Below are 21,118 nucleotides of genomic sequence, written 5' to 3'. Positions count from 1 at the left end.
TATATCTATCGAAGATTCAACTTAGTATTGGTCTATTGCTTAGATTTGCCATGAAAATTTTGTTGAAATGACTGAAGAACTGGAATTGATAATTGATGATGCTGAATCATCTATGAAAAAGGCGATAGGTTTTCTGGAAGCTGAACTGGTAAAAATACGCGCCGGAAAAGCAAACCCAAATATGCTCGATGGTATCATGGTAGAATATTACGGTTCTCCAACACCTATAAGCCAAGTTGCTAACATAAATATTATGGATGCCCGTACAATCAGCATTCAGCCTTGGGAGAAAAAAACACTTCAGTTGATAGAAAAAGCGATTATGGCTGCTAATATTGGCATGAATCCACAAAATGACGGTCAGAACATCCGTCTTTTTTTACCACCACTGACTGAAGAGAGAAGAAGGGAGCTTGTAAAAAGATCAGCAGCAGAAGCTGAACAATCGAAAATTGCCATACGAAACATCAGACGCGAAGCAATAGAAGAAGTAAAGAGGCTTCAGAAAGAAGGCCTTAGCGAAGATATTGTAAAAGATTCCGAAAAAGAGATACAAGATGTTACTGACCGGTATATTGTACTGGTCGATAAATTATTGGCCGCTAAGGAAAAAGATGTAATGTCTATATAAATTTAAAATCCAATTCTGAGAAGCCCAATGATAATAATTGAATAGAAATCACACAATGTGTATTTATTGTCAGTTTCTTATTTTAGCTACTTGTTGATTTCTCTATCTATTGAATATATTTGTAAGTCCATATATAGTTTATATATGGACTTAATTTATTACAAAGTTTTAAATGTCACATTCTGAAACATATCAAATCAAGCTTCCGCAGTTTGAAGGACCTTTTGATCTCTTGTTATTTTTTATAGAAAGAGACGAATTAGATATTTATAATATTCCTATTACCAGGATTACAAATGATTTTCTTACCTATATCCATTCGCAGGATTCGCTAAATATCGAATTAAGTAGCGAGTTTATTCTTTTTGTGTCAACGCTCATGAGAATAAAAGCCCGGCTGTTGTTGCCAAGAAAGGAAATTGATGCGCATGGAAATGAAATAGATCCGAGGCAGGAGTTGATAGATAAAATTTTGGAATACAAAAGATTTAAACAGGCTGCAGCCCAGATGGCGGAAATGGAAGAACTTAGAATGTTGATGGTTAAAAGAGGTAACCTTCAAAAAGAATTGAACCTGGTAGGAGAGTTGTCAGGAGAAGGAACAGAGATACAAAATATTACTTTGTTTAAACTCATGAAGTCTTTTGAAAAAGTAATGCAGAAAGTGCATGACCGGCAAAATAAACCTGTGCATACTGTAGTAAGATACGATTATACGATGGAACAGAGCCGGGAATTTGTATTTAACATGGCAAGTAAAGAAAAGACAGTTTCATTTGAAAGGATTTTTGAAGAGTGCGACGATCGTATTCATGCTATTTTTATTTTCTTATCGATGCTTGAGTTAATTCAGCTGCATTTTATGAGCATCATGGTCGGAGAAGGAAAAAATAATTTTATAGTAGAATGGAATGAAAACAGGGTAGGACTTCCAGGTGAATTTGAAAGTCCTCCTTTTTCCACTATTTTAAATTAGCCAAGTAAAGTAACATTTAACCCTTTTTGCTTAAAACCTTACTGACGGACATTTTATATCTTTTGATTTGTCAATTAATCCTTGTTTAACAATTGACATTTCATAGGCGCCACGGCTTTGGTTATAGTTTCTTAACGCAGACGAAGTAGCATCGTAACTAAATGTAAACTTATAACCACTTTTTTGAACGCCTACGACAGGTATAAAAGCATCACTTACGCGATAATATCCCCCCAATATTAACTGGGTGTTTCCATTTCCACTAAGGTCGCGTTGAGCAGTACCTCCAGCTACAACTTCCAATGCAGTGGTCATCCTGCTTACGTATATATTCGGATTTACAATCCAGGCATCACTGGTTCTGAAGCTGCCGTTGAGAAAGGTCGTCAACCGTGTAGCAACACGGGTATCAACCAGTCCATCTGTAAAAAACGATTCTTTTGGTCTGTTAATGTTTGAAGCACTAAAACCGATATTGAAATAGGTATTTGCATTTGGATAGTAAGCGTAGTTTACGCCAGCCTGTAAAGTAAAATAGTTTACCTGGTTGGTTGCAAAAGGCTCTCCACTGGGTGCCGATATGTCAAAGAACTTCCCGTTCCACTGATTATCAAAAGTAAGTTTTGTAAAGTCAATTCTCTTATTAACGTACCCGATGTTAAAACCCGCACTTACAAGGCTTCCTAAACCAATAGCCTGGTGATAGGCAATCGATCCAAATGCTCGGGTAGTGGTTAAATCCCCTGATCCGGCCACGTCTCTTAATAATGCACCTCCAATTCCTACCCATCCATTTTCAAACCTCTCCCCAAAAAACTGGCCATCGCCAAAAACGCTAAATGTTTTATATGGATTGCCAATATTCGCCCACTGGTTTCTGTAATTTAGACCAAAGCGGTGATCCCCCTCGGGAATAAAACCAGTATTTGCAGGATTGACCAATAAAGGTGAGTTGAAATACTGTGAAAAATGTAAATCCTGGGCTGTTGTACTAATCTGCCATCCAAAGCATATCATTAAAAGTAGGCAATAGTTTAATTTCTTTTTCATTCTCTTCTGTTTTCATTCATCTTAATAATGTTATATCACCTTTTTTCTCATATTTTGTATTGTCAGAATATTGAACTGATAAAATATAGTGGTAAACTTCTTTAGGTTGCATGCTTCCCTTATAAGTTCCGTCCCAGCCCGCTGTTCTGTCATTTGTTTCAAAAACCATCTGGCCCCATCGGTTGTAAATCCTCCACGTCATTTTACTTATACCAAATCCCCGCACAAAGACTTTATCGTTGATTCCATCTCCGTTAGGAGTAAAAGCATTAGGTACATCAAGTAGGGGTATTACACGAGCCACAATGTTTTGGCAGGTGGTATCCTCGCAACCAAAATTATTTATTGCAATAAGGCACGAATTAAACGTTCCTGTCAGGTTATATATGTGTGAGACAGTGGCTTGTGACGTAGTTGCCAAAGTTTCGCCATCACCAAAATCCCATACATATCGTGTTGCTGCGATTGAACTATTTGCAAAAGCCACCGGCGTATTTTCCTGTGGAGGATTTGGTGTAAAGGTATATGCGGCAGTTGGCTTATCACTAACGATTATTGCGGTACCCGTTGTGTCTATCTTATTGCATGTTCCGGAGTCAACTGCTTCTAATTTAATTTTGTACGTTCCCGGAACAGAATATAAATGTGTAGGGCTAACCTCTGTCGAAGTTCCTCCGTCTCCAAAGTCCCAATAAAACTGCTGGCCACCTTCGGAAAGATTATTAAATACTGCATTGTATGGAGCGCATCCACTTGCAGGAGTCTCAAATTGCGCTTTTAAATTTGAAGCTATTCTTAAAGCAATTTCAATAGAGTCAGGTGCATTACAAAAAGAGGTATCTGTTAATACTAATTTTACGTTATACACCCCCACTCCCGGAAATGCGTGGGTAACAGGATTAGTACCGGCAGCGACAGGTGGGGTATTATCTCCAAAATACCACGTAAAAGAGGTGTTGGTAAAGGGTCTGCCGGAAGGCGTTACAAATGAAGTATTTAAAAACTGGTAGTTGGCAGACTCGCAGGGCAATAATTTCTTAGGTGTAAAACCGAGTGAAACTTTATCGGTTCTAACCCTGATGTGCGTATATGCCGAATCTGCAATATTGCATTTTGAGCTATCAATCGAAATAAGTCTAACCTGGTAATTTCCCACTTTATTATAAGTATGACTTGTAGTCGGGTCCATTGTTTTTACTTCAGCAGACCCATCTCCAAAATCCCAAATATACATTTTGCCAAGCGCAAGGGTGTCAGCAAAGTCTACCGTTAAGGGTACACAGCCTGAAGTGTCTCGCACTACACCATTAATAGAAGCCCTTACACTACCGGCAACACCGGCAAGGTTAAAGGCTATTTTAACTGCAGCAAGGTTACATTCTGCCGAACCATTTGAGGGCGACCATACTCCCGGGGTAGTAGGGAAAGAAACATCACGCCCACAATTGGCACACAATGCCTGGTAAATAACTCCATTTCGATCGAAGCGGCTTGTTCCTCCATCTACATGTTCACCAAAGCCTCCACTTTGCCCAAAAAAACTACCATACAACTGGGCTGTGGCATTTCTTTCTAGTACAAAAAAATAAAAGTCACTGTTATCGGTTCTGGATTGTATTGCGTCTGGTGTAACAGATAATCCGCTTGTTCCGGCAGATGCATATCCTCCTCTCGTATCCACCGATCCTCCCCAACCTGACACATAAACATTCTCACACCTGTCTACCAAAAAGGCAATAGGTGAAATATTTGGTTCCTTACTGCCACTGCCAAAGACAGTAGAATATTCATAAGCCGACAAATCAGGTTTTAGCTTTGCAATAAATTGCTTGCCTTTGCTCTGAGAGAAAGCTGCATTGACCACTGGCCAACTGTCACTCGTAGTTGTTCCCATGATATAAGGGAAGCTAAATTTATCGAACTGAATGCCATAAAGCATATCAACACCTTGGGTTCCTATGTAAGTCGTTTTTAGCAAAGTCCTGCCGTCGGGCGATATAATAGAAACAAAACCATCTGTGCCTCCACCCTGGTATGTCGGGTGTAATACATTTGTTTTGTCACCGGGCAAATTTGTGCTGTCTGTATTGCCACCGACATAAATATTATTATCAGTAGGGTTTATGGCTAATACAAAAGCAGCATCATTTCCACTTCCTCCTAAAAAGGTACTGAAAAGAATATTGCTAAGATCAGGAGTTAGTTTTATGATAACACCATCTTGTTTACCGGCAAAAGTTTTTTGAAAAGCCCCGGCGCTTACCGGAAAATCTGGAGACTGAGTATTAGAGGCAACAAGAATGTCGCCGCTATTATCAATTATTACTTCACTTCTTGCATCGTCACCGTAATTTCTGCGAATACTTTGAATGGTTGCGCTTAATGGATACTTGGGCCTGATGTTTACCCCGTCCCATTCACTGCCACCTATTTTTCTTGAACCTACTAATGCAGAACCTGCCGCATTTAGCTTAGTGAGAATGATATCATATTTTCCTCCCGGCCGGTCAGTAACAGTTGTAGGATAGTTTGCTGAATTTGTGCGTCCGGCTATTACTAATTCACCCTGGCCATCAACCACAAGGCTGTGCGGTTGTTCATTTCCACTTCCACCGAGATATGTGGCATAAGTGCGATTATCACCATTAGGGGTGAATTTTATAATACCAATATCATAGCCGCCAATTCCTTCATCATCATTTGTTCCACTATTATAAGTAGTATTGAATGCGCCGGGGTTTGTGGGAAAACCTGCCGCAAATACAATTCCGCCTGCATAAAAACTACCATCAGGACCATAGGTAGCAGTATATCCCCAATTGTCAGCATTGCTGCCACTGAACGTTGAAAAAATCAGTGTAGGATCTATAATTAAATCAGAAGATTTTGAATAACCGTTTATTGCAAATTGAACTGTTTTTCCGGCTACTTTAAACCGGCAGCCTACTTCTTTTTTAACACCAGCTACTACCTGGTAGGCGTATGGCGCAAGTTCACGTGTTTCACCTACAGATGTTTTAATAACCAATTGTTCGTTTTTTACCTGCAAACCATCCACACCATCATACTTCATTGCCAAACGGGAAAGATCTGCACCGGCATGAACAACAATATCATACTTCAGTTTTTGCTCATTTGTATAATACCTGATGTCAATGCCCGGGTATATATTTTGATAAGTGATTGCCTGGTATATACGACAATTGCCTTTCCATTTAGAAGGATCGTTGCCGATGATATAATTATTATAGGTGCTAAGTGGCTTATCGGCAACAATGACAGGAGTTTGAGCATTTATAAACTGCACATCGTATACATGTGAGTGCACAGTTATTCTATCTTTATCGTTAGAAGGAATAATTGACCTCGCCTCCATTTTCTTAGTAGATTCATAAGAAACACCGTGATAAAAAGCCATTTTCTGAAGATCTTCAGGATTACTCTGCAAAACTCTAAAACCTTTTTCTTTCAGGAAGAAAGCCCCGTTATTCATAACCCCTTTAAATTTCACGCTTTCATCCCACTGCCCTTTATTTTCTACAAACTCAAGGTTTGCATATTGACAGTAAGATGATATACTGCTAAAAAGCAAAGCAGTGATAGTTACAATTGAAACAGGTCTTTTCAATTCGGTTTGAAATTTTTTTAAAAGTTACAAATAATCTACGAGATAAAGCTATGTACCGGATAAATGATTTTTTGTTAAAACTAGCTGAACAGGACATTAAGATATCTTACTCCAGACTGTTTTACCTTTCTGAACAAGGAGATAATTTTTTAAATTTAAATTATAGTGAGATGAAAGACTTTCATCAGCAGTAAGTAGAACTTCAGACTCTTTTTTTGCAACTTCCAATATTTCTTTATCGTTAACTAAATTGGCCAGTTTGAAAAGTAAAGCGCCACTTTGCCTTGTGCCCTCAATATCTCCCGGGCCTCTCAGTTCCAAATCCTTTTCTGCAATTTTAAACCCATCATTTGTGGCACACATTGTTTTTATTCTTTCACGCGAATCGTTGTTTAATTTGCTTGTTAGTAGTATGCAAAAACTTTTTTCACTTCCCCGACCTACTCTGCCTCTTAGCTGGTGTAATTGAGACAAACCAAATTTTTCTGCATTTTCGATAACCATGATAGAAGCGTTTGGTACATTCACGCCTACTTCTATTACCGTTGTGCTGACCATTATTTGTGTATCCCCTTTTACAAAGCGATGCATGTTGCTTGCTTTTATATCAGCAGGTTGCCGGCCATGTACCATGCTTATCCAATACTTTGGCTCGGGAAAAAAGGCTTTTACATGTTCATAGCCATCCATCAGGTTTTCATAATCGAGTTTCTCACTCTCTTCTATCAAAGGAAAAATAATGTATGCCTGTCGTCCTTTATCAATTTCATTGCGTATAAAGTCAATAACCTTTACCCTATGCATTTCGTTTCTATGTACTGTTGTTACCGGTTTTCTTCCAGGTGGCAGCTCATCCATAACACTATAATCCAAATCTCCATAAGCCGTCATAGCAAGGGTTCGGGGTATAGGAGTAGCTGTCATTACCAGCACATGCGGATGAATCTCTGCTTTTGCCCATAGCCTGGCCCTTTGAGCTACACCAAACCGATGCTGCTCATCAATGATAGACAGGCCAAGGTTTTTAAATATCACTGGGTCTTCGATAAGGGCATGTGTACCAATTATCATATGCAAAGACCCTTCTGCCAGCTCACGCAGTATTCCTTTTCGCTCTGCCGTTTTGGTACTTCCCGTTAACAGACGAAGGTTAACCGGCATATCTTGTAATAACTCGCTTAATCCTTTATAATGTTGATGGGCCAAAATTTCGGTAGGCGCCATTAAGCAACTCTGATAGCCGTTGTCTGCAGCCAGTAACATGGTCAGTAATGCTACAATCGTTTTGCCGCTGCCCACGTCTCCTTGCAGTAGCCTGTTCATTTGCCTTCCACGGCCGGTATCTGCACGTATTTCTTTTATTACTCTTTTTTGAGCACCTGTTAATTCAAAAGGTAAATAATGGCTATAAAAAGTATTGAACAATTCTCCTACTTTTTCAAATACAACTCCTTTGCTGCTTTTATGCCTGCTCAATCTTGTTAAACCTAAACGTACTTGTGAAATGAAAAACTCCTCAAACTTTAACCGATATAGGGCTGCGTCGTAATCTTGTTTTTTTTTAGGAAAATGGATAGAACAGTATGCATCAAATCTGCCCATTAATTTCAATTTTGAAATAATTGGCTCAGGTATATTTTCCTGGATTTCTTTCGGAGAAATCATTTCCATTAATGATGCAGTTAGTTTGCCTATCTGTCTTCCATTAAGGCCTTTTGCTTTCAGTTTTTCTGTGGTCGGGTAAACAGGTTCTAAAAAGTCTTTTCCTTCTGCCATCGAAGGCGACCACAATTCTATTTCGGGATGTGTTATTTGTGGTTTTCCATTAAAAAAACCTGCTTTTCCAAAAACAAGATAAGGCCTGCCAGAATGAATATTTTTTTCTATCCAGTTTATTCCCTGGAACCAGCAAAGCTCGAGAGTCCCGGTTTTGTCTTTTAACCGGGCAACTAATCTTTTACTTCTTTTCTCACCTAATATAACCAGGTCATCCACCGTACCTGCTACCTGAATGTAGTCTGTAGTTGCGGAAATGTCTGCTATGGTATTGATAGTAGTTTTATCAATATGTCGCAGGGGAAAATGCTCCAGTAAATCTCCGAAGGTAAAAAGCGCTAGTTCTTTTTTTAGCAAATCAGCTTTGAGCGGACCTACACCTTTAAGGTATTCAATAGGGTTATCTAATATGGAAGGAGAGGGAATAATACTTTTGTTTATAACAAAAATAAAGGGATTTATAATTGTTATTTGTTAATCCCAGATGTTAGTGCTGACAGCGGCTTTTTTTAGTTAAAAATTAAACCTGGTCCTTATTGATAAATGAATGTAAGGGTATCTTTCTGGCACTGTGTTTAAATATTTTAAAGCCCGTGTAGCCAAGCGCAATTATCAAAAAGTATATTCCTGCAAGTTTTAGGTTAAAGATGGTGATGGAGACAAATGAAATAACAGCAATCAGCAAAGCGACAATGGGAAATGCCGGGTATAAAGGCACCTTAAACGGCCGTTCTAATAGTGGCTCTTTTTTTCTTAACTGTAGTAATGCCACCATTGATAGAATGTACAATGTCAATGCACCAAAAACAGAAATAGTTATTATTTCTGATGTTTTTCCTGTAAGTAATGCAATAATTCCAATAGCCATATTTACCAGCAGCGCATTAGCAGGTGTTTGAAACTTTGAATGAATTTTCCCCAAAAAAGCGGGAGCAAATTGTACCCTCCCAAATTCAAAACTTGCCCTGCCGGCAGCCAGAATGATTCCATGAAATGATGCTACCAATCCAAATAATCCAACTGTTATAAGCAGGTGATATAATAAATTATTACTTCCTACAATATGCCCCAAAGCTAGCGGCAAAGGAGAGTCTGAAGTAGTGCCATCAGCTTTGTATACAATAGCTTCCCACCCTGCAACACCAATAGAACCTGCGAACGTGAGCACACAAAGCACAACTAAAGTAAGTATTGCAGAGCCAAAACCAATTAAAATGGTACGTTTTGGATTTATCGCTTCTTCCGCAACATTGGCTACACCTTCAATAGCCAGAAAAAACCAGATGGCAAATGGAATGGATGCGAATACTCCCCACCAACCATGCGGTAGAGCGTTCTTTTGCAAATTTTTTATTTCAATATAAGGAAGCGTTATTCCTGCAAACAATAACAGTTCTGCGACTGCAAGAATGGTAATGACAAGCTCAAACAAAGCGGCCGCTTTTACGCCATATATATTTAAGGCTGTAAATATTATATATCCAAAAATGGCAATGGCTAATATTGGAATCTGCGGAAAAAACAAATTAAAATACGCTCCGATGGCAAATGCTATGGCAGGTGGTGCAAAGATGAATTCTATATTTTGGGCCATACCTGTGATAAAGCCAATATCTTTTCCCAGTGCACGCGTAGCATAATCAAATGCTCCGCCTGCCTTAGGTATAGCACAAGCAAGTTCTGTATAACTGAAGGTAAACGTAACATACATGATGATGATGAAAAAAGTAGCGATAGCTAAACCCAATGTGCCACCTTGCTCAAGGCCAAGATTCCAGCCAAAGTACATGCCTGATATGACATATCCTACGCCTAACCCCCAGAGCATAGTTGCGGTAAGAGTTCGTTTGAGCGAATTTGGGTGAGGTGAAGACAAAAAGGGATTTTTAATTTTATAATCTAAATATCGGTATTTAAATTATTAACCCTAAAATAATAGTTTTTTGTTTTTTGAGAATGAAAAACAATGGCCACAAGAAAGTAGATTTTTCCCAGAAATCCACTTATTGAAATTGTTGCTGGTTAAGAACTATACAAACATTTGAAAACATATATCTTTAATGAAAGAAGATTTATGAAAAAGGTATATTCTATCCTGATAATACTATCTGCCGTGTACCACTGTGGGGCGCAACAAACAGCAATTCAGCAAGTCACAAGTCTCACTCCGGATTTTGATCTTCTGATTGATAAAAATGCTAAAATAGAAATTCTTGCAGACAGTTTTGTGTGGGCTGAAGGACCTGTATGGGTAAAAGATAGCAATTACCTTATTTTCTCCGACGTAAAAAGAAACACCATTTTTAAATGGAAAGAAGGTGAAGGCCTTTCAGAATTCTTGAAGCCATCAGGTTATACAGGCAGAATGACTTATAGTGACGAACCGGGAAGCAACGGGCTCACTATAAACAAACAGGGATATTTGGTTGCATGCGAGCATGGAGACAGAAGAGTATCAACAATGCCATTAGCTGGCGGTGGAAAAAGAACATTAGCGGATAATTATCGTGGTAAAGCTTTTAATAGCCCAAATGATATTATACAAAAATCAAATGGAGATTATTATTTTACCGATCCTGCTTATGGGCTGCCTAAAGATTCTGCTGCATCAGCTAAAGTGCTGGGTATATATCGAATTTCTAAAAATGGAGTAGTTACACTTCTTGTTGACAATATGACACCAAATGGCCTCGCTTTTTCACCAGATGAAAAAGTTCTGTATGTGGCTCAGTCTCTCGCGAAAAAACCTGTTATCATGTCATTTCCTGTAAAGCAAGATGGAACCTTGGGGCAGGGAAAAGTATTTTTTGATGCAAGTGAGATGCTAAAAGAACGGCCGCAAGACTTGCCGGACGGATTGAAAACAGATGTACATGGTAATCTCTTTGCAACAGGGCCTGGTGGAGTGCTGGTAATTTCTCCCCAAGGTAAATTATTGGGAAAAATAGCAACTCCTGAACGTGCGGCAAATTGTGCATGGGGAGATGATGGCTCCACTTTATATATAACCGCAAGCAGTTTACTCTGCCGTATAAAAACCAAAACAAAGGGAATTGGTTTTTAAAAATCAAGACTTAATTAAACAAAGATTAGTAAGAAGACTTTGTTATAATCAAATAAGTTAGCTTGTATTCTTCTTACGAAAAATCCTGTCCGTTCATTTTTATACTAACTGCGTTAGAATTGAGAAAGACGGGTAAGGAAGTAATAAAAGATTATAAGCTTATTAATAGTTATTAGCAAAAGGTAATCATTAGTGTAAGCCATCTGATACTCAAATAGGAACTGAATAGCCACACATAATAAACATACTTATTTTAAATAAAAAGTATGGTTTATGTTATTAGTAGCTTCTGATCAATAATATGAGTCGACTTATTTATTTGAAGGTGGTGCCGATAATAATAGTTGAAGTTGCTTTTATTTATTTTTCATCCTGATGAGTTTGTAAACCCTGATGGCGCTCATTAATAAAACAATAAACACAATTAGGCCAATTAATCCCCATACAAAACTCAAACTTTGTTTTACAACAGCTAACAGTACTATAGAGATTAAGAAAACTGTCGCTACTTCATTCCATATTCTAAGTTGTTGAGAAGTGTATTTAAAATTTCCCTCAACCTCCTGTTTAAAAATTTTGTGAAGCGTGAAATGATATATATATAATCCCGCTACAAAACACAATTTCACCAATAGCCATCTTCCCTCGGGCTCTAATAAAACTTTGTTCCAACTACCTTTAAACATAACTATAAAGCCAAAAACTAAAGTAAGAATTGCAGACGGCCAGGTGATACCATACCACAACCTTTTCATCATTATACTAAATTGGTCGTGCAATACCTTGCGAATAGCCTCTGGCTTTTCTTTTGCCTCAGTGTTATATATAAAAAGTCGCGGCATGTAAAACATACCGCTAAACCAGGTTACAACAAAAATGATATGGAGCGCTTTTATATATAAATACATCTAAATCAAATAAGGTGTTTTAAAAAAAGTGGAATGTTTACTCTGTTGCAAATTCCATTTTGATGGTAATAGAACCGGTTTTATTTTTCTGGGAAGTGTTGAAAGCCCCTCCATAACTATAATTCTCGTTACTATTCTTGCCAGTTATCTGGAAGACACCCATATTGGCCTTTCTTAAACTTGCGAGTTTGCTTCCCGCATTCTTAGCAATTGTTTCGGCACGCGCTCTGGCATCGCTGCTAGCTTTACCTAGTAAATCTATTTTTACATCTGACAGTTTTGAGTAGTAATAAGCCGGCGGTGATGAGTTAAATTCTATACCACTTTCAATCAATTCCGTAACTTCTCTTGAAATTTTTTCAATTTTATCTACATTGCCTGATTCAACTTTTACTACCTGAATTAAATTATAACCTGTAAACTCCTGCCCAAGATGCCGCCCGTTTGCAACTATTTTAGGATTAAATTCTTTATTTATTTCTACAGAAGAAAAAACCATTTCTTTATCAGAAATTCCTTTTCCAGTCAAATATTTCCTTATTGCATTTTCATCTTGTTTTAAAGCTGCGTAAGCAGTTTTCAAATCGAGTGATTTGCGGGAGTAAGAGCCGTTCCAAACGATAAGGTCACTCACAAAATCTTTTTCTGCAAGGCCTGTTACAACAATTGTCTCCGAAGACTTTGAACGGTATTTCACTGCAGTAGAGGCAATCCAAACTGCAATAATAAAAGCTAAACCGAATATAAGAGAAGCTGTTACAATTTTCATGGCAGTTGTAGTTTCATGGGTGCTAAAAGTCGGATCTTCAGATAAAATTATAAAACATTGACAACTGAAATGAACATTTTACAACACTTCTTTCAATATCATTTCTTTTCTGCCTTCAGCAAAATCTTTTATCCATGTTGCCAGTGATTGTACCCAAAGCGGATGTACATTTAAACAAGGGATTACAGTAAAACTTTCGCCGCCGGAATGAAGGAAGCTCTCTTTACCCGCCATTGCGATCTCTTCTAAAGTTTCAAGGCAGTCGCTTACAAAGGCCGGGCAAAGTATAACCAGCTTTTTTACTCCTTCTTTTGGTAACTCCTGCAGACGCAACGCAGTATATGGTTTCAACCATTCTTCCTGTCCTAATCTTGATTGAAAAGAAAAACCAACTTTATTTGCCGGTATGTTTAGGTTGGCTGCTAATAATTGTGTTGTCGTCCAGCATTGATGTCGGTAACATGTTGCGTGCGCCGGTGATGCCACTTCGCAGCAATTTTCCACTTTTAAACAATGACTCTTTGTTGGGTCCGCCTTTTTCATGTGGCGCTGCGGCAAGCCATGGTAGCTAAACAATACCTGGTCATACTCCTGCTGTAAATAAGGTTTTATGCTTTCAGTAAGTGCGTGTATGTAATGGGGTTCGTTGTAAAATGGTTTTACGAACGACAAAGAAAAAGTGTACTTTTTCTTTTTATGCACTGCCTTTGCATGCTCAACTGCTGTCTCGTATGAAGACATTGCATAATGCGGATATAAAGGAATCGCTATTACTTCTTCAAGACCCGGTTCTCTTTCTATTAACTTATCAAATGCAGATTCCATTGTTGGGTTTCCATATCTCATTGCCATTTCTACTGGTTCTTCGACCCTTGCCTGAAGAGCTTGCTGCAGATGATGTGTTAGTACAATAAGTGGTGAGCCTTCTTTGGTCCAAACTGATTTATATGCTTCTGCAGATTTGGGAGCACGAAATGGAGCAATGATTCCACCAACAAGTAGCAATCTTAAAATATACGGATAATCAATAACTCTTTCATCCATCAAAAATTGCATCAGGTATTTTTTTACATCTTTCACCTCTGTAGAATCCGGTGAGCCTAGATTCAATAATACAATTCCTCTTTTTGCCATAACTTTTATTATATAGTTGCAAATGTAAACGGCGAAAATGAAAGAAAAGTTCAAAAAGAGATTATAAAGAATTATTAGAAGAAAAGATATTTATAATAGAAATGAACAGCAGTTGTGGCAACGAAGATAATACGATTGTAAAAGCGTCCCTATTTTTTAGGCAGCTTATTCCATCAATAAGTTGTAAAATAAAAAAGCATGGTAGCAATAACTACCATGCGGAAATTTTGGTCTTGATGCCCTTTAATTTTCATATGCAATCGTAGAAAGGGCAATTTCAATATGACAAAAAGCAACTTCAACAAGCAAAAACAATCGTAGAAAATATCATACAGCAAAAACAATCTATATAGCAATCATTCGTTAGAGGCGTTTTGTTGTAAGGCAGCTCAAAGAAAGCAAAATTATTTTAAACTAACAAACGTTAGTTCACTTTTTTTTAATTTTTTTTAAAAAGGCAATGTTTTAAAAACATTTGCAACAGGATTATTGCAAAACAACAATAATGACGTAACTCATTATTGTTGTTTTGCAAGTAGCTCTATAAATAATTAGAAATATAAAAATAATTGATAACTGATAAAAATCATGTTTTATTATGACGAATACATGACAGAACAATTCGGTCACTCTTTTTGCTGCAATTACCTTTGCCCTATCGAAATTTAAGAACTCTAATGGTAGCGAATCAACAGAACAATATATCGAAATTTTTTATAGCCGGAATAAATTATAAAAAAACAGAAGCTGCGGTAAGAGGGCAATTTGCTATTGATAGTGAACAATATGCAAGTATTTTAGAAACAGCTCCTTCTTTTGGTCTTTCTGAACTTTTCATTCTTTCTACCTGCAATAGAACAGAAATTTATGGATTTGCAGACAGCGCTTCTCAACTTATAAACATCCTCTGTTCGCAGACCACTGGTACTAAAGAAACGTTTAAAGAGTTGTGTTACGTAAAACAGGGAGTGGAGGCTGTTCAGCATTTGTTTGAAGTGGGCGCAGGTTTAGAGTCGCAGATTTTGGGTGACTATGAAATAATAGGACAAATAAAATGTGCCGTAAAATTTTCAAAAGAACGAGGCTTTGTAAGTGCTTTTACCGAAAGGCTTGTAAACAGTGCGATACAGTCTACTAAAGTTGTAAAAAACCAGACGGCACTAAGCGGTGGAACAGTTTCGGTTTCGTTTGCAGCAGTACAGTATATTAAAAAGAATGTAAGCAAGATTGCCAATAAAAATATTTTACTCCTGGGCATAGGAAAGATTGGGCGCAACACATGTAAAAACCTGGTTGACTATTTACATACAAAAAAAATAACTTTAATAAACAGGTCAGAAGAAAAAGCAAAGGAGCTTGCGACAGAACTAGGTCTTAAACATGCTACTATAAATGAACTGCCTGCTTATATACAATCTTCTGACATTATATTGGTAGCTACCAATAGCAATGAACCTACTATTCTTAAATCTTATCTAGAAAATTTTGGCGACAAACTTATTATAGACTTATCCATTCCATATAATGTGGAAAAGGAAGCGCAGGAACTGCCGAATGTAACTTTGGTGAATGTTGACCAACTGTCAAAATTAAAAGATGAAACATTGCAAAAACGCATGGCAGAAGTGCCTAAAGCCAAAGCAATCATTTCTGAACATATTGCCGAATTTTTAGAGTGGAATGACATGCGGAAAAATGTTCCTTTTATAAAAGCGGTAAAGCAAAAGCTGCATGATATGCACAGTTGCGAATTATATTTATCTTCCTACACTACTTATACATCTGATACAACCTCTGTTTCGCCTATTAACGTAAGTGCTATACAAAAAGTTATAAAAAACATGGCTGTTAAAATGCGTAGCAAGCACCAGCCCGGGTGCTCATACATTGAAGCCATCAACGATTTTATAACTACACATAGAAATTAGACATGGATAGCAAGGTTTTAAGAATTGGAACCCGGGAAAGCCAACTTGCAGTATGGCAGGCAAATCGTGTAAAAGAATTACTTTCCCAGCAAGGATACTCATCAGAATTGGTATGCATAAAAAGCGAAGGAGACATAGACCTTAAAACTCCCCTTTACGAAATTGGCGTTCAGGGAATTTTTACCCGCAGTCTTGACATTGCTTTGTTAAACAATCGCATTGACCTTGCTGTACACAGCATGAAAGATGTGCCTACACAGTTGCCAAAAGGAATTGTACAATCAGCGGTTTTAAAAAGAGCATCTTATAAAGATCTTTTCGTTTATAAAGATGAAGCGTTTATTGAAAAATGGCAATTAAATAGTAACTTTCTTAATTCTCCTTTACAAGTTACAGGTTCCATTGCAACCAGCAGCATTCGCAGAAAAGCTCAATGGCTTAACCGCTATCCCAATCATACTGTCGAAAATTTACGAGGGAATGTAAATACGCGGTTACGAAAAGTAGCAGAAAGCGAGTGGGATGGGGCGATATTCGCAGCCGCAGGTCTTGAAAGAATTGATTTACGTCCTGAAAAATCAATAGAGCTTGATTGGATGATACCTGCTCCGGCACAAGGCGCAATCGTAGTAGTATGTCGTGGTGAAGATGTTTTTTCCCTTGAAGCATGTACACCTTTTAACGATGCTAACACTGCATTGTGCACAAAAATTGAAAAGGATTTCCTAAGAAAATTGCTTGGCGGATGCTCAACACCTATAAGTGCGTTGGCCGAAATTGACAATGAAATGCTTTATTTTAAAGGAAATATTTTTGCTGTAGACGGAAGTGAAAGAGCAGATGTAGAAAAAGCCGTTAACATAAAAGATGCGGCAAACTTAGGCGAAATAGCAGCACTTGAAGTTTTAGCCAATGGAGGACAGGTAATAGCTGATAGCATTCATCATGAAAGATAACATTACTACTCTTTTAAGTACACGACCACTTGATGAAACCCTGGTAAATGAAGCACTTACAAAACATGTTGTAATTGAGAGCATTTCGTTTATAAAAACAGGAAATATAATAGATAGAAATATTTCAGAAGAAATTAATGAATTAGCATCCAAAACAATTACTGCAATTTTTACAAGTATGAATGCAGCTGAAGCAGTAATTGAAAGTTTACAAAAGAGTAACGCATTGCAACCCCAATGGAACATCTACTGCATTGGAGGTGCTACGGAGTCTTTAATAAGGAGCTATTTTAATTTAGCAGCCATTGCCGGAAATGGAAGAAATGCAATAGAGTTAGCGGAAGCTGTTATCAGCAATAATGTAAAAGAAGTTGTTTTCTTTTGCGGCAACCAGCGTCGTGATGAATTACCTGAATATTTGCGGAAAAGAAACATTTTACTAAAGGAAATTGTGGTATATGAAACGAATGAAATACCTGTAAAAATTGACAAAGAATATAATGGGATACTTTTTTTTAGTCCAAGTGCCGTTAAAAGTTTCTTTTCAGTGAACAGTATTCCTTCGGATACTGTTTTGTTTTCTATAGGAAATACCACAGCTGAGGCTATTAGAAATAATTCTGATAACAAAATTATTATTTCAGATTTTCCTTCAAAAGAAAAATTAGTAGATATAGCAATAAGCTATTTTGATAAAACAAATAAACCCAATGACTGAACTTAAAAATGACCTGGTATTAAGAGCACTTCGTGGAGAAAAAACTGAACGGGTACCGGTTTGGATGATGAGGCAGGCAGGTCGTTACCTACCAGATTATCTTAAGTTAAAAGCCAAATACGATTTCTTTACCAGGGTTCAAACACCTGAACTTGCTACAGAGATAACACTGCAACCTGTTGACCAGGTTGGTGTGGATGCTGCAATCATTTTTTCAGACATATTGGTCATTCCGCAGGCAATGGGTTTAGAAGTGTTGATGGAAGAGGGTAAAGGTCCTTCATTACCACAGACGATGAAGACACAGGAGGATATCAATTGCTTAATAACTGAGGGTGTTGAAGAAAGTTTAAAATATGTAACCGATGCTTTATCACTTACTAAAAAAGAATTGAATGGGCGTGTCCCTTTAATTGGATTCGCAGGAGCCCCATGGACGATTTTATGCTATATGGTGGAAGGCAAAGGAAGTAAGACATGGGATAAGGCAAAACAGTTTGCTTATACCCAGCCGCAACTTGCACATCAATTATTACAAAAGATTACCGATATAACTATTAATTATTTAAAAGCACAGGTAAAGGCCGGTGCAGATATGGTGCAGGTGTTTGACAGCTGGGCAGGAGCTTTAAGCCCGGCAGACTTTAAAATGTATGCTCAGCCTTATCTTGTTCAGATTGCAGATGCATTAAAAGATGATGCACCTGTCATACTTTTTCCAAAAGGAACATGGTATGCTTTAGAAGATTTAAGTAAAACCAGCGCCGCGGGATTAGGTTTGGATTGGTGTATTTCACCTCAAATGGCAAGACAATTTACAGGTAACCGCATTACCCTCCAGGGAAATTTTGACCCTTCAAAATTGCTTGCTCCGATACCTGAAATTAAGAGAAGTGTAAAGGAAATGATTGACGGCTTCGGCACTCAACGATATATTGCTAACCTTGGTCATGGTATCATGCCTAATGTTCCCGTTGACCATGCAAAAGCTTTTGTTGATGCAGTGAAGGAGTACAATCATGAATAATGGCTCGTGAATTATCAGTATGAATATTTTAAGTATTTAAGAGATAAAATCTGTATTTATATAAAAGCTCATACAACATTTCACATTTAATGTGCATCGTCAAAAACACAAAAATTGACACTCACAAAATATGAGTATTAAAGAAAATTGGGTTCATTTCATACTTCAGCTTCAAAATGATATTTGTCATGCATTAGAAAAATGTGATGGCAAAGCAAAGTTTATAGAAGATGCATGGGACCGGCCTGAAGGTGGCGGTGGAAAGACCAGGGTGATTGCAAATGGCAATGTATTTGAGAAAGGAGGTGTAAATACTTCTATTGTTTATGGAGACGTAACTGCTGCAATGCGCACTCAATTAAAAATTGAGGGTGCGACCTGGTTTGCATGTGGCCTTTCATTAGTCATTCATCCTTTTAACCCTTTTGTGCCCACAGTTCATGCCAATTATCGCATGTTTGAACTGTATAATGAGAAAGAAGAAGTAATTGACAGATGGTTTGGTGGAGGTACAGACCTTACCCCTTACTACTTGTTTGAAGAAGATGCAATACATTTTCATCAAACGTATAAAAATGTCTGTGATGATTTTGATACCTCCTTTTATGCACAGTTCAAAGCAGAGTGTGATGACTACTTTGTAAACTGGCACCGTAATAAAGAGCGTCGCGGTATTGGCGGAATTTTTTATGATTATAAAAGACCCGACGACGATAAAGATGTACACTTCTGGATGAACTTTGCAAGGTCATGCGGCTATGCATTTATCGATGCATACATTCCTATTGTTGAAAAAAGAAAAAATATTCCTTTCAATGCTGAGCACAAGCATTGGCAGGAGATTCGCCGGGGCAGATATACTGAATTTAATTTAGTTCATGACAGAGGTACTTTATTTGGCCTGAAAACAAATGGAAGAATTGAAAGTATTCTCATGAGTTTGCCGCCAACTGTACGGTTTGAATACAATTACCATCCAAAGGAGGGAAGTGAAGAAGATAAATTATTACAGGCTTGTCTGCATCCAAGAGATTGGGTGTAATGTATGATTTATGATGTCAGATGTTAGGATTTGAAAAATATGGAATATGGATAGAAAAGCACTACAAGAGAGAACGAAACGATTTCATATTGACGTAATAAAACTTTGTGAAGAGTTACCGCGAAATGCAGCAGGTTTTGAAATAGCTAAGCAACTAATTAGGGCAGCGGGTTCTGTAGGAGCAAATTACAGAGGGACTGTAAGAGCAAAGTCGAAGGCAGATTTTATTTATAAAATTGAAATTGTTTTGGAAGAGGCGGATGAATGTCATTACTGGTTAGAAATAATTAGGGATGCGGAATTGAAGAAAGGAATTGATGTGGATAAATTAATCTACGAAGCAAATGAATTAACAGCAATTTTTGCAGCAACTGATAAAACTGCAAAGTCAAATAAAGCAGGCAATAATAATGTCTGAATTAAATCAGACATCCAAAAATCAGAAATCAAAAAATGTATTTACAAAAAAGAAACAGGATATTAAGAGCAACTCCTGCAATACGTTCACTCGTTGCAGAAACAACACTTTCTCCCAATGACTTTATTGTGCCACTGTTTATAGATGAAGGAGAAAGTGTTGAGATGGAAATAGCATCAATGCCTAACTATTATCGCAGAAGTTTAGACCTAACTATAAAGGAAGTAAAGGAACTTTGGAGCCTGGGTATTAAAAGTGTGTTATTGTTTATTAAATGCAAAGATGAACTAAAAGATAATACAGGTAAGGAAGCCTGGAACAAAGAAGGATTGATGCAAAGAAGCATCAAGGCTATTAAAGATGCAGTTCCTGGTATGTACATAATGACCGATGTTGCGCTTGACCCTTATTCATCATATGGCCACGATGGAATTGTAGAAAATGGAGAAATCGTAAATGACCCTACAGTGGAGGCTTTGGTAAAAATGAGCGTAAGCCATGCGGAAGCAGGCGTAGATATGGTAGCTCCGAGCGATATGATGGATGGCCGCATTGGCGCTATCAGGGAAGGCCTGGAAGAAAATGGATTTAATAAAGTGGGTATTATGGCTTATAGCGCTAAATTTGCCTCTTGCTTTTATGGTCCCTTCAGGGATGCTCTTGACAGTGCTCCCGGATTTGGAGACAAAAAGACCTACCAGATGGATTATTCGAATAGAATTGAAGCTATCAAAGAAACTTTGATGGACATAGAAGAAGGTGCAGATATCGTGATGGTAAAACCAGGATTACCATATCTAGACATTGTTCGTGAAGTTAAAGACGCTGTTGATGTTCCGGTAAGCGTTTATAATATAAGTGGCGAATACGCAATGATTAAAGCAGCAGCAAAAATGGGTTGGATAAATGAAGAAAAAGCAATCATTGAAACACTGACAGGTTTTAAAAGAGCAGGCGCAGATTTAATTGCAACGTATTTTGCAAAAGACGCGGCCAGGTTATTAAATTCTTAGCCACTAACAGTTAGTGCTCAAAGACACCCGGAGACAACTTTGTGTTACTCTGCGTCTTTGAGCATTATGGCAAAAAATGA

The 21,118-nt window shown here is 37.7% G+C and carries 17 protein-coding genes; 10 read left to right on the top strand and 7 right to left on the bottom strand.

Features of this window, described 5'->3' with window-relative positions; translation table 11 throughout:
• Positions 1-67 precede the first annotated feature (67 nt).
• Positions 68-631 carry a ribosome recycling factor gene (gene frr, locus B154_RS0125970; protein WP_018617284.1) on the top strand — a complete coding sequence of 188 codons (564 nt, stop codon included), beginning with the start codon at positions 68-70 and terminating at the stop codon, positions 629-631.
• A gap of 172 nt (positions 632-803) precedes the next feature.
• Positions 804-1,607 (top strand): segregation and condensation protein A, encoded by an 804-nt coding sequence (locus B154_RS0125965; RefSeq protein ID WP_018617283.1) that lies wholly within the window; start codon positions 804-806, stop codon positions 1,605-1,607.
• Positions 1,608-1,637: 30 nt separating this feature from the next.
• Here B154_RS0125965 and B154_RS29820 read toward each other — a convergent pair whose 3' ends face one another.
• The 4 genes from B154_RS29820 to eat form a co-directional block, all read right to left on the bottom strand.
• Entirely contained in the window at positions 1,638-2,657 is a 1,020-nt protein-coding gene (locus tag B154_RS29820; RefSeq protein ID WP_071595330.1) for a PorP/SprF family type IX secretion system membrane protein, read from the bottom strand.
• A 16-nt stretch (positions 2,658-2,673) separates the two neighbouring features.
• A complete protein-coding gene (locus tag B154_RS0125955; protein ID WP_018617281.1) occupies positions 2,674-6,285 on the bottom strand; it encodes a T9SS C-terminal target domain-containing protein in 3,612 nt (1,203 codons plus the stop codon).
• A gap of 96 nt (positions 6,286-6,381) precedes the next feature.
• Entirely contained in the window at positions 6,382-8,472 is a 2,091-nt protein-coding gene (gene recG / locus B154_RS0125950) for an ATP-dependent DNA helicase RecG (RefSeq protein WP_051084356.1), read from the bottom strand.
• 109 nt (positions 8,473-8,581) lie between these two features.
• The gene (gene eat / locus B154_RS29815) at positions 8,582-9,937 is read right to left on the bottom strand and encodes an ethanolamine permease (protein WP_245542657.1); all 1,356 of its coding nucleotides are present in this window, start codon (positions 9,935-9,937) and stop codon (positions 8,582-8,584) included.
• Between the two features lie 198 nt (positions 9,938-10,135).
• Between eat and B154_RS0125940 the strand changes: the two genes are divergently transcribed.
• Positions 10,136-11,125: an SMP-30/gluconolactonase/LRE family protein gene (locus B154_RS0125940; RefSeq protein ID WP_018617278.1), complete on the top strand. Its 990-nt coding sequence runs from the start codon at positions 10,136-10,138 to the stop codon at positions 11,123-11,125.
• 356 nt (positions 11,126-11,481) lie between these two features.
• Here the strand turns inward: B154_RS0125940 and B154_RS0125935 are convergent, their stop codons facing one another.
• From B154_RS0125935 to hemH, 3 genes are all read right to left on the bottom strand, one after another.
• Entirely contained in the window at positions 11,482-12,033 is a 552-nt protein-coding gene (locus B154_RS0125935; protein WP_018617277.1) for a CopD family protein, read from the bottom strand.
• A 37-nt stretch (positions 12,034-12,070) separates the two neighbouring features.
• A complete protein-coding gene (locus B154_RS0125930) occupies positions 12,071-12,802 on the bottom strand; it encodes an SIMPL domain-containing protein (RefSeq protein ID WP_018617276.1) in 732 nt (243 codons plus the stop codon).
• A gap of 78 nt (positions 12,803-12,880) precedes the next feature.
• Positions 12,881-13,936, bottom strand: coding sequence for a ferrochelatase (hemH, locus tag B154_RS29810; protein WP_018617275.1), 1,056 nt, complete (start codon positions 13,934-13,936; stop codon positions 12,881-12,883).
• A 677-nt stretch (positions 13,937-14,613) separates the two neighbouring features.
• Here hemH and hemA point away from each other — a divergent pair.
• The 7 genes from hemA (at position 14,614) to hemB (ending at position 21,038) form a co-directional block, all read left to right on the top strand.
• On the top strand, positions 14,614-15,864 hold the full coding sequence (gene hemA / locus B154_RS0125920) for a glutamyl-tRNA reductase (RefSeq protein WP_018617274.1): 1,251 nt from the start codon (positions 14,614-14,616) through the stop codon (positions 15,862-15,864).
• Positions 15,865-15,866: 2 nt separating this feature from the next.
• Positions 15,867-16,820: a hydroxymethylbilane synthase gene (hemC, locus tag B154_RS0125915; protein WP_018617273.1), complete on the top strand. Its 954-nt coding sequence runs from the start codon at positions 15,867-15,869 to the stop codon at positions 16,818-16,820.
• Positions 16,810-17,538 carry a uroporphyrinogen-III synthase gene (locus tag B154_RS29805; RefSeq protein ID WP_018617272.1) on the top strand — a complete coding sequence of 243 codons (729 nt, stop codon included), beginning with the start codon at positions 16,810-16,812 and terminating at the stop codon, positions 17,536-17,538. The genes hemC and B154_RS29805 overlap by 11 nt, the downstream gene beginning before the upstream one ends.
• Complete coding sequence (gene hemE, locus B154_RS0125905; protein ID WP_018617271.1) at positions 17,531-18,565, top strand: uroporphyrinogen decarboxylase; 1,035 nt, start codon at positions 17,531-17,533, stop codon at positions 18,563-18,565. The genes B154_RS29805 and hemE overlap by 8 nt, the downstream gene beginning before the upstream one ends.
• Positions 18,566-18,695: 130 nt before the next feature.
• On the top strand, positions 18,696-19,607 hold the full coding sequence (gene hemF, locus B154_RS0125900; protein ID WP_018617270.1) for an oxygen-dependent coproporphyrinogen oxidase: 912 nt from the start codon (positions 18,696-18,698) through the stop codon (positions 19,605-19,607).
• A gap of 46 nt (positions 19,608-19,653) precedes the next feature.
• Complete coding sequence (locus B154_RS0125895; protein WP_018617269.1) at positions 19,654-20,025, top strand: four helix bundle protein; 372 nt, start codon at positions 19,654-19,656, stop codon at positions 20,023-20,025.
• A gap of 35 nt (positions 20,026-20,060) precedes the next feature.
• On the top strand, positions 20,061-21,038 hold the full coding sequence (gene hemB, locus B154_RS0125890) for a porphobilinogen synthase (protein WP_018617268.1): 978 nt from the start codon (positions 20,061-20,063) through the stop codon (positions 21,036-21,038).
• Positions 21,039-21,118 lie beyond the last annotated feature (80 nt).

This window comes from Segetibacter koreensis DSM 18137 (genome assembly GCF_000374045.1).
GTDB classification, from domain to species: Bacteria; Bacteroidota; Bacteroidia; order Chitinophagales; family Chitinophagaceae; genus Segetibacter; species Segetibacter koreensis.
This window is presented reverse-complemented; position numbering and strand designations above follow the sequence as displayed.

What these genes read in the sequence shown, in the direction of transcription:
- B154_RS0125935 (WP_018617277.1), bottom strand. Translation starts at nt 12,033, where the DNA reads ATGTATTTATATATAAAAGCGCTCCATATCATTTTTGTTGTAACCTGG.
- hemA (WP_018617274.1), top strand. Translation starts at nt 14,614, where the DNA reads ATGGTAGCGAATCAACAGAACAATATATCGAAATTTTTTATAGCCGGA.
- B154_RS0125965 (WP_018617283.1), top strand. Translation starts at nt 804, where the DNA reads ATGTCACATTCTGAAACATATCAAATCAAGCTTCCGCAGTTTGAAGGA.
- hemH (WP_018617275.1), bottom strand. Translation starts at nt 13,936, where the DNA reads ATGGCAAAAAGAGGAATTGTATTATTGAATCTAGGCTCACCGGATTCT.
- hemC (WP_018617273.1), top strand. Translation starts at nt 15,867, where the DNA reads ATGGATAGCAAGGTTTTAAGAATTGGAACCCGGGAAAGCCAACTTGCA.
- hemE (WP_018617271.1), top strand. Translation starts at nt 17,531, where the DNA reads ATGACTGAACTTAAAAATGACCTGGTATTAAGAGCACTTCGTGGAGAA.
- B154_RS0125930 (WP_018617276.1), bottom strand. Translation starts at nt 12,802, where the DNA reads ATGAAAATTGTAACAGCTTCTCTTATATTCGGTTTAGCTTTTATTATT.
- B154_RS29805 (WP_018617272.1), top strand. Translation starts at nt 16,810, where the DNA reads ATGAAAGATAACATTACTACTCTTTTAAGTACACGACCACTTGATGAA.
- B154_RS29820 (WP_071595330.1), bottom strand. Translation starts at nt 2,657, where the DNA reads ATGAAAAAGAAATTAAACTATTGCCTACTTTTAATGATATGCTTTGGA.
- B154_RS0125895 (WP_018617269.1), top strand. Translation starts at nt 19,654, where the DNA reads ATGGATAGAAAAGCACTACAAGAGAGAACGAAACGATTTCATATTGAC.
- B154_RS0125940 (WP_018617278.1), top strand. Translation starts at nt 10,136, where the DNA reads ATGAAAAAGGTATATTCTATCCTGATAATACTATCTGCCGTGTACCAC.
- hemB (WP_018617268.1), top strand. Translation starts at nt 20,061, where the DNA reads ATGTATTTACAAAAAAGAAACAGGATATTAAGAGCAACTCCTGCAATA.
- frr (WP_018617284.1), top strand. Translation starts at nt 68, where the DNA reads ATGACTGAAGAACTGGAATTGATAATTGATGATGCTGAATCATCTATG.
- hemF (WP_018617270.1), top strand. Translation starts at nt 18,696, where the DNA reads ATGAGTATTAAAGAAAATTGGGTTCATTTCATACTTCAGCTTCAAAAT.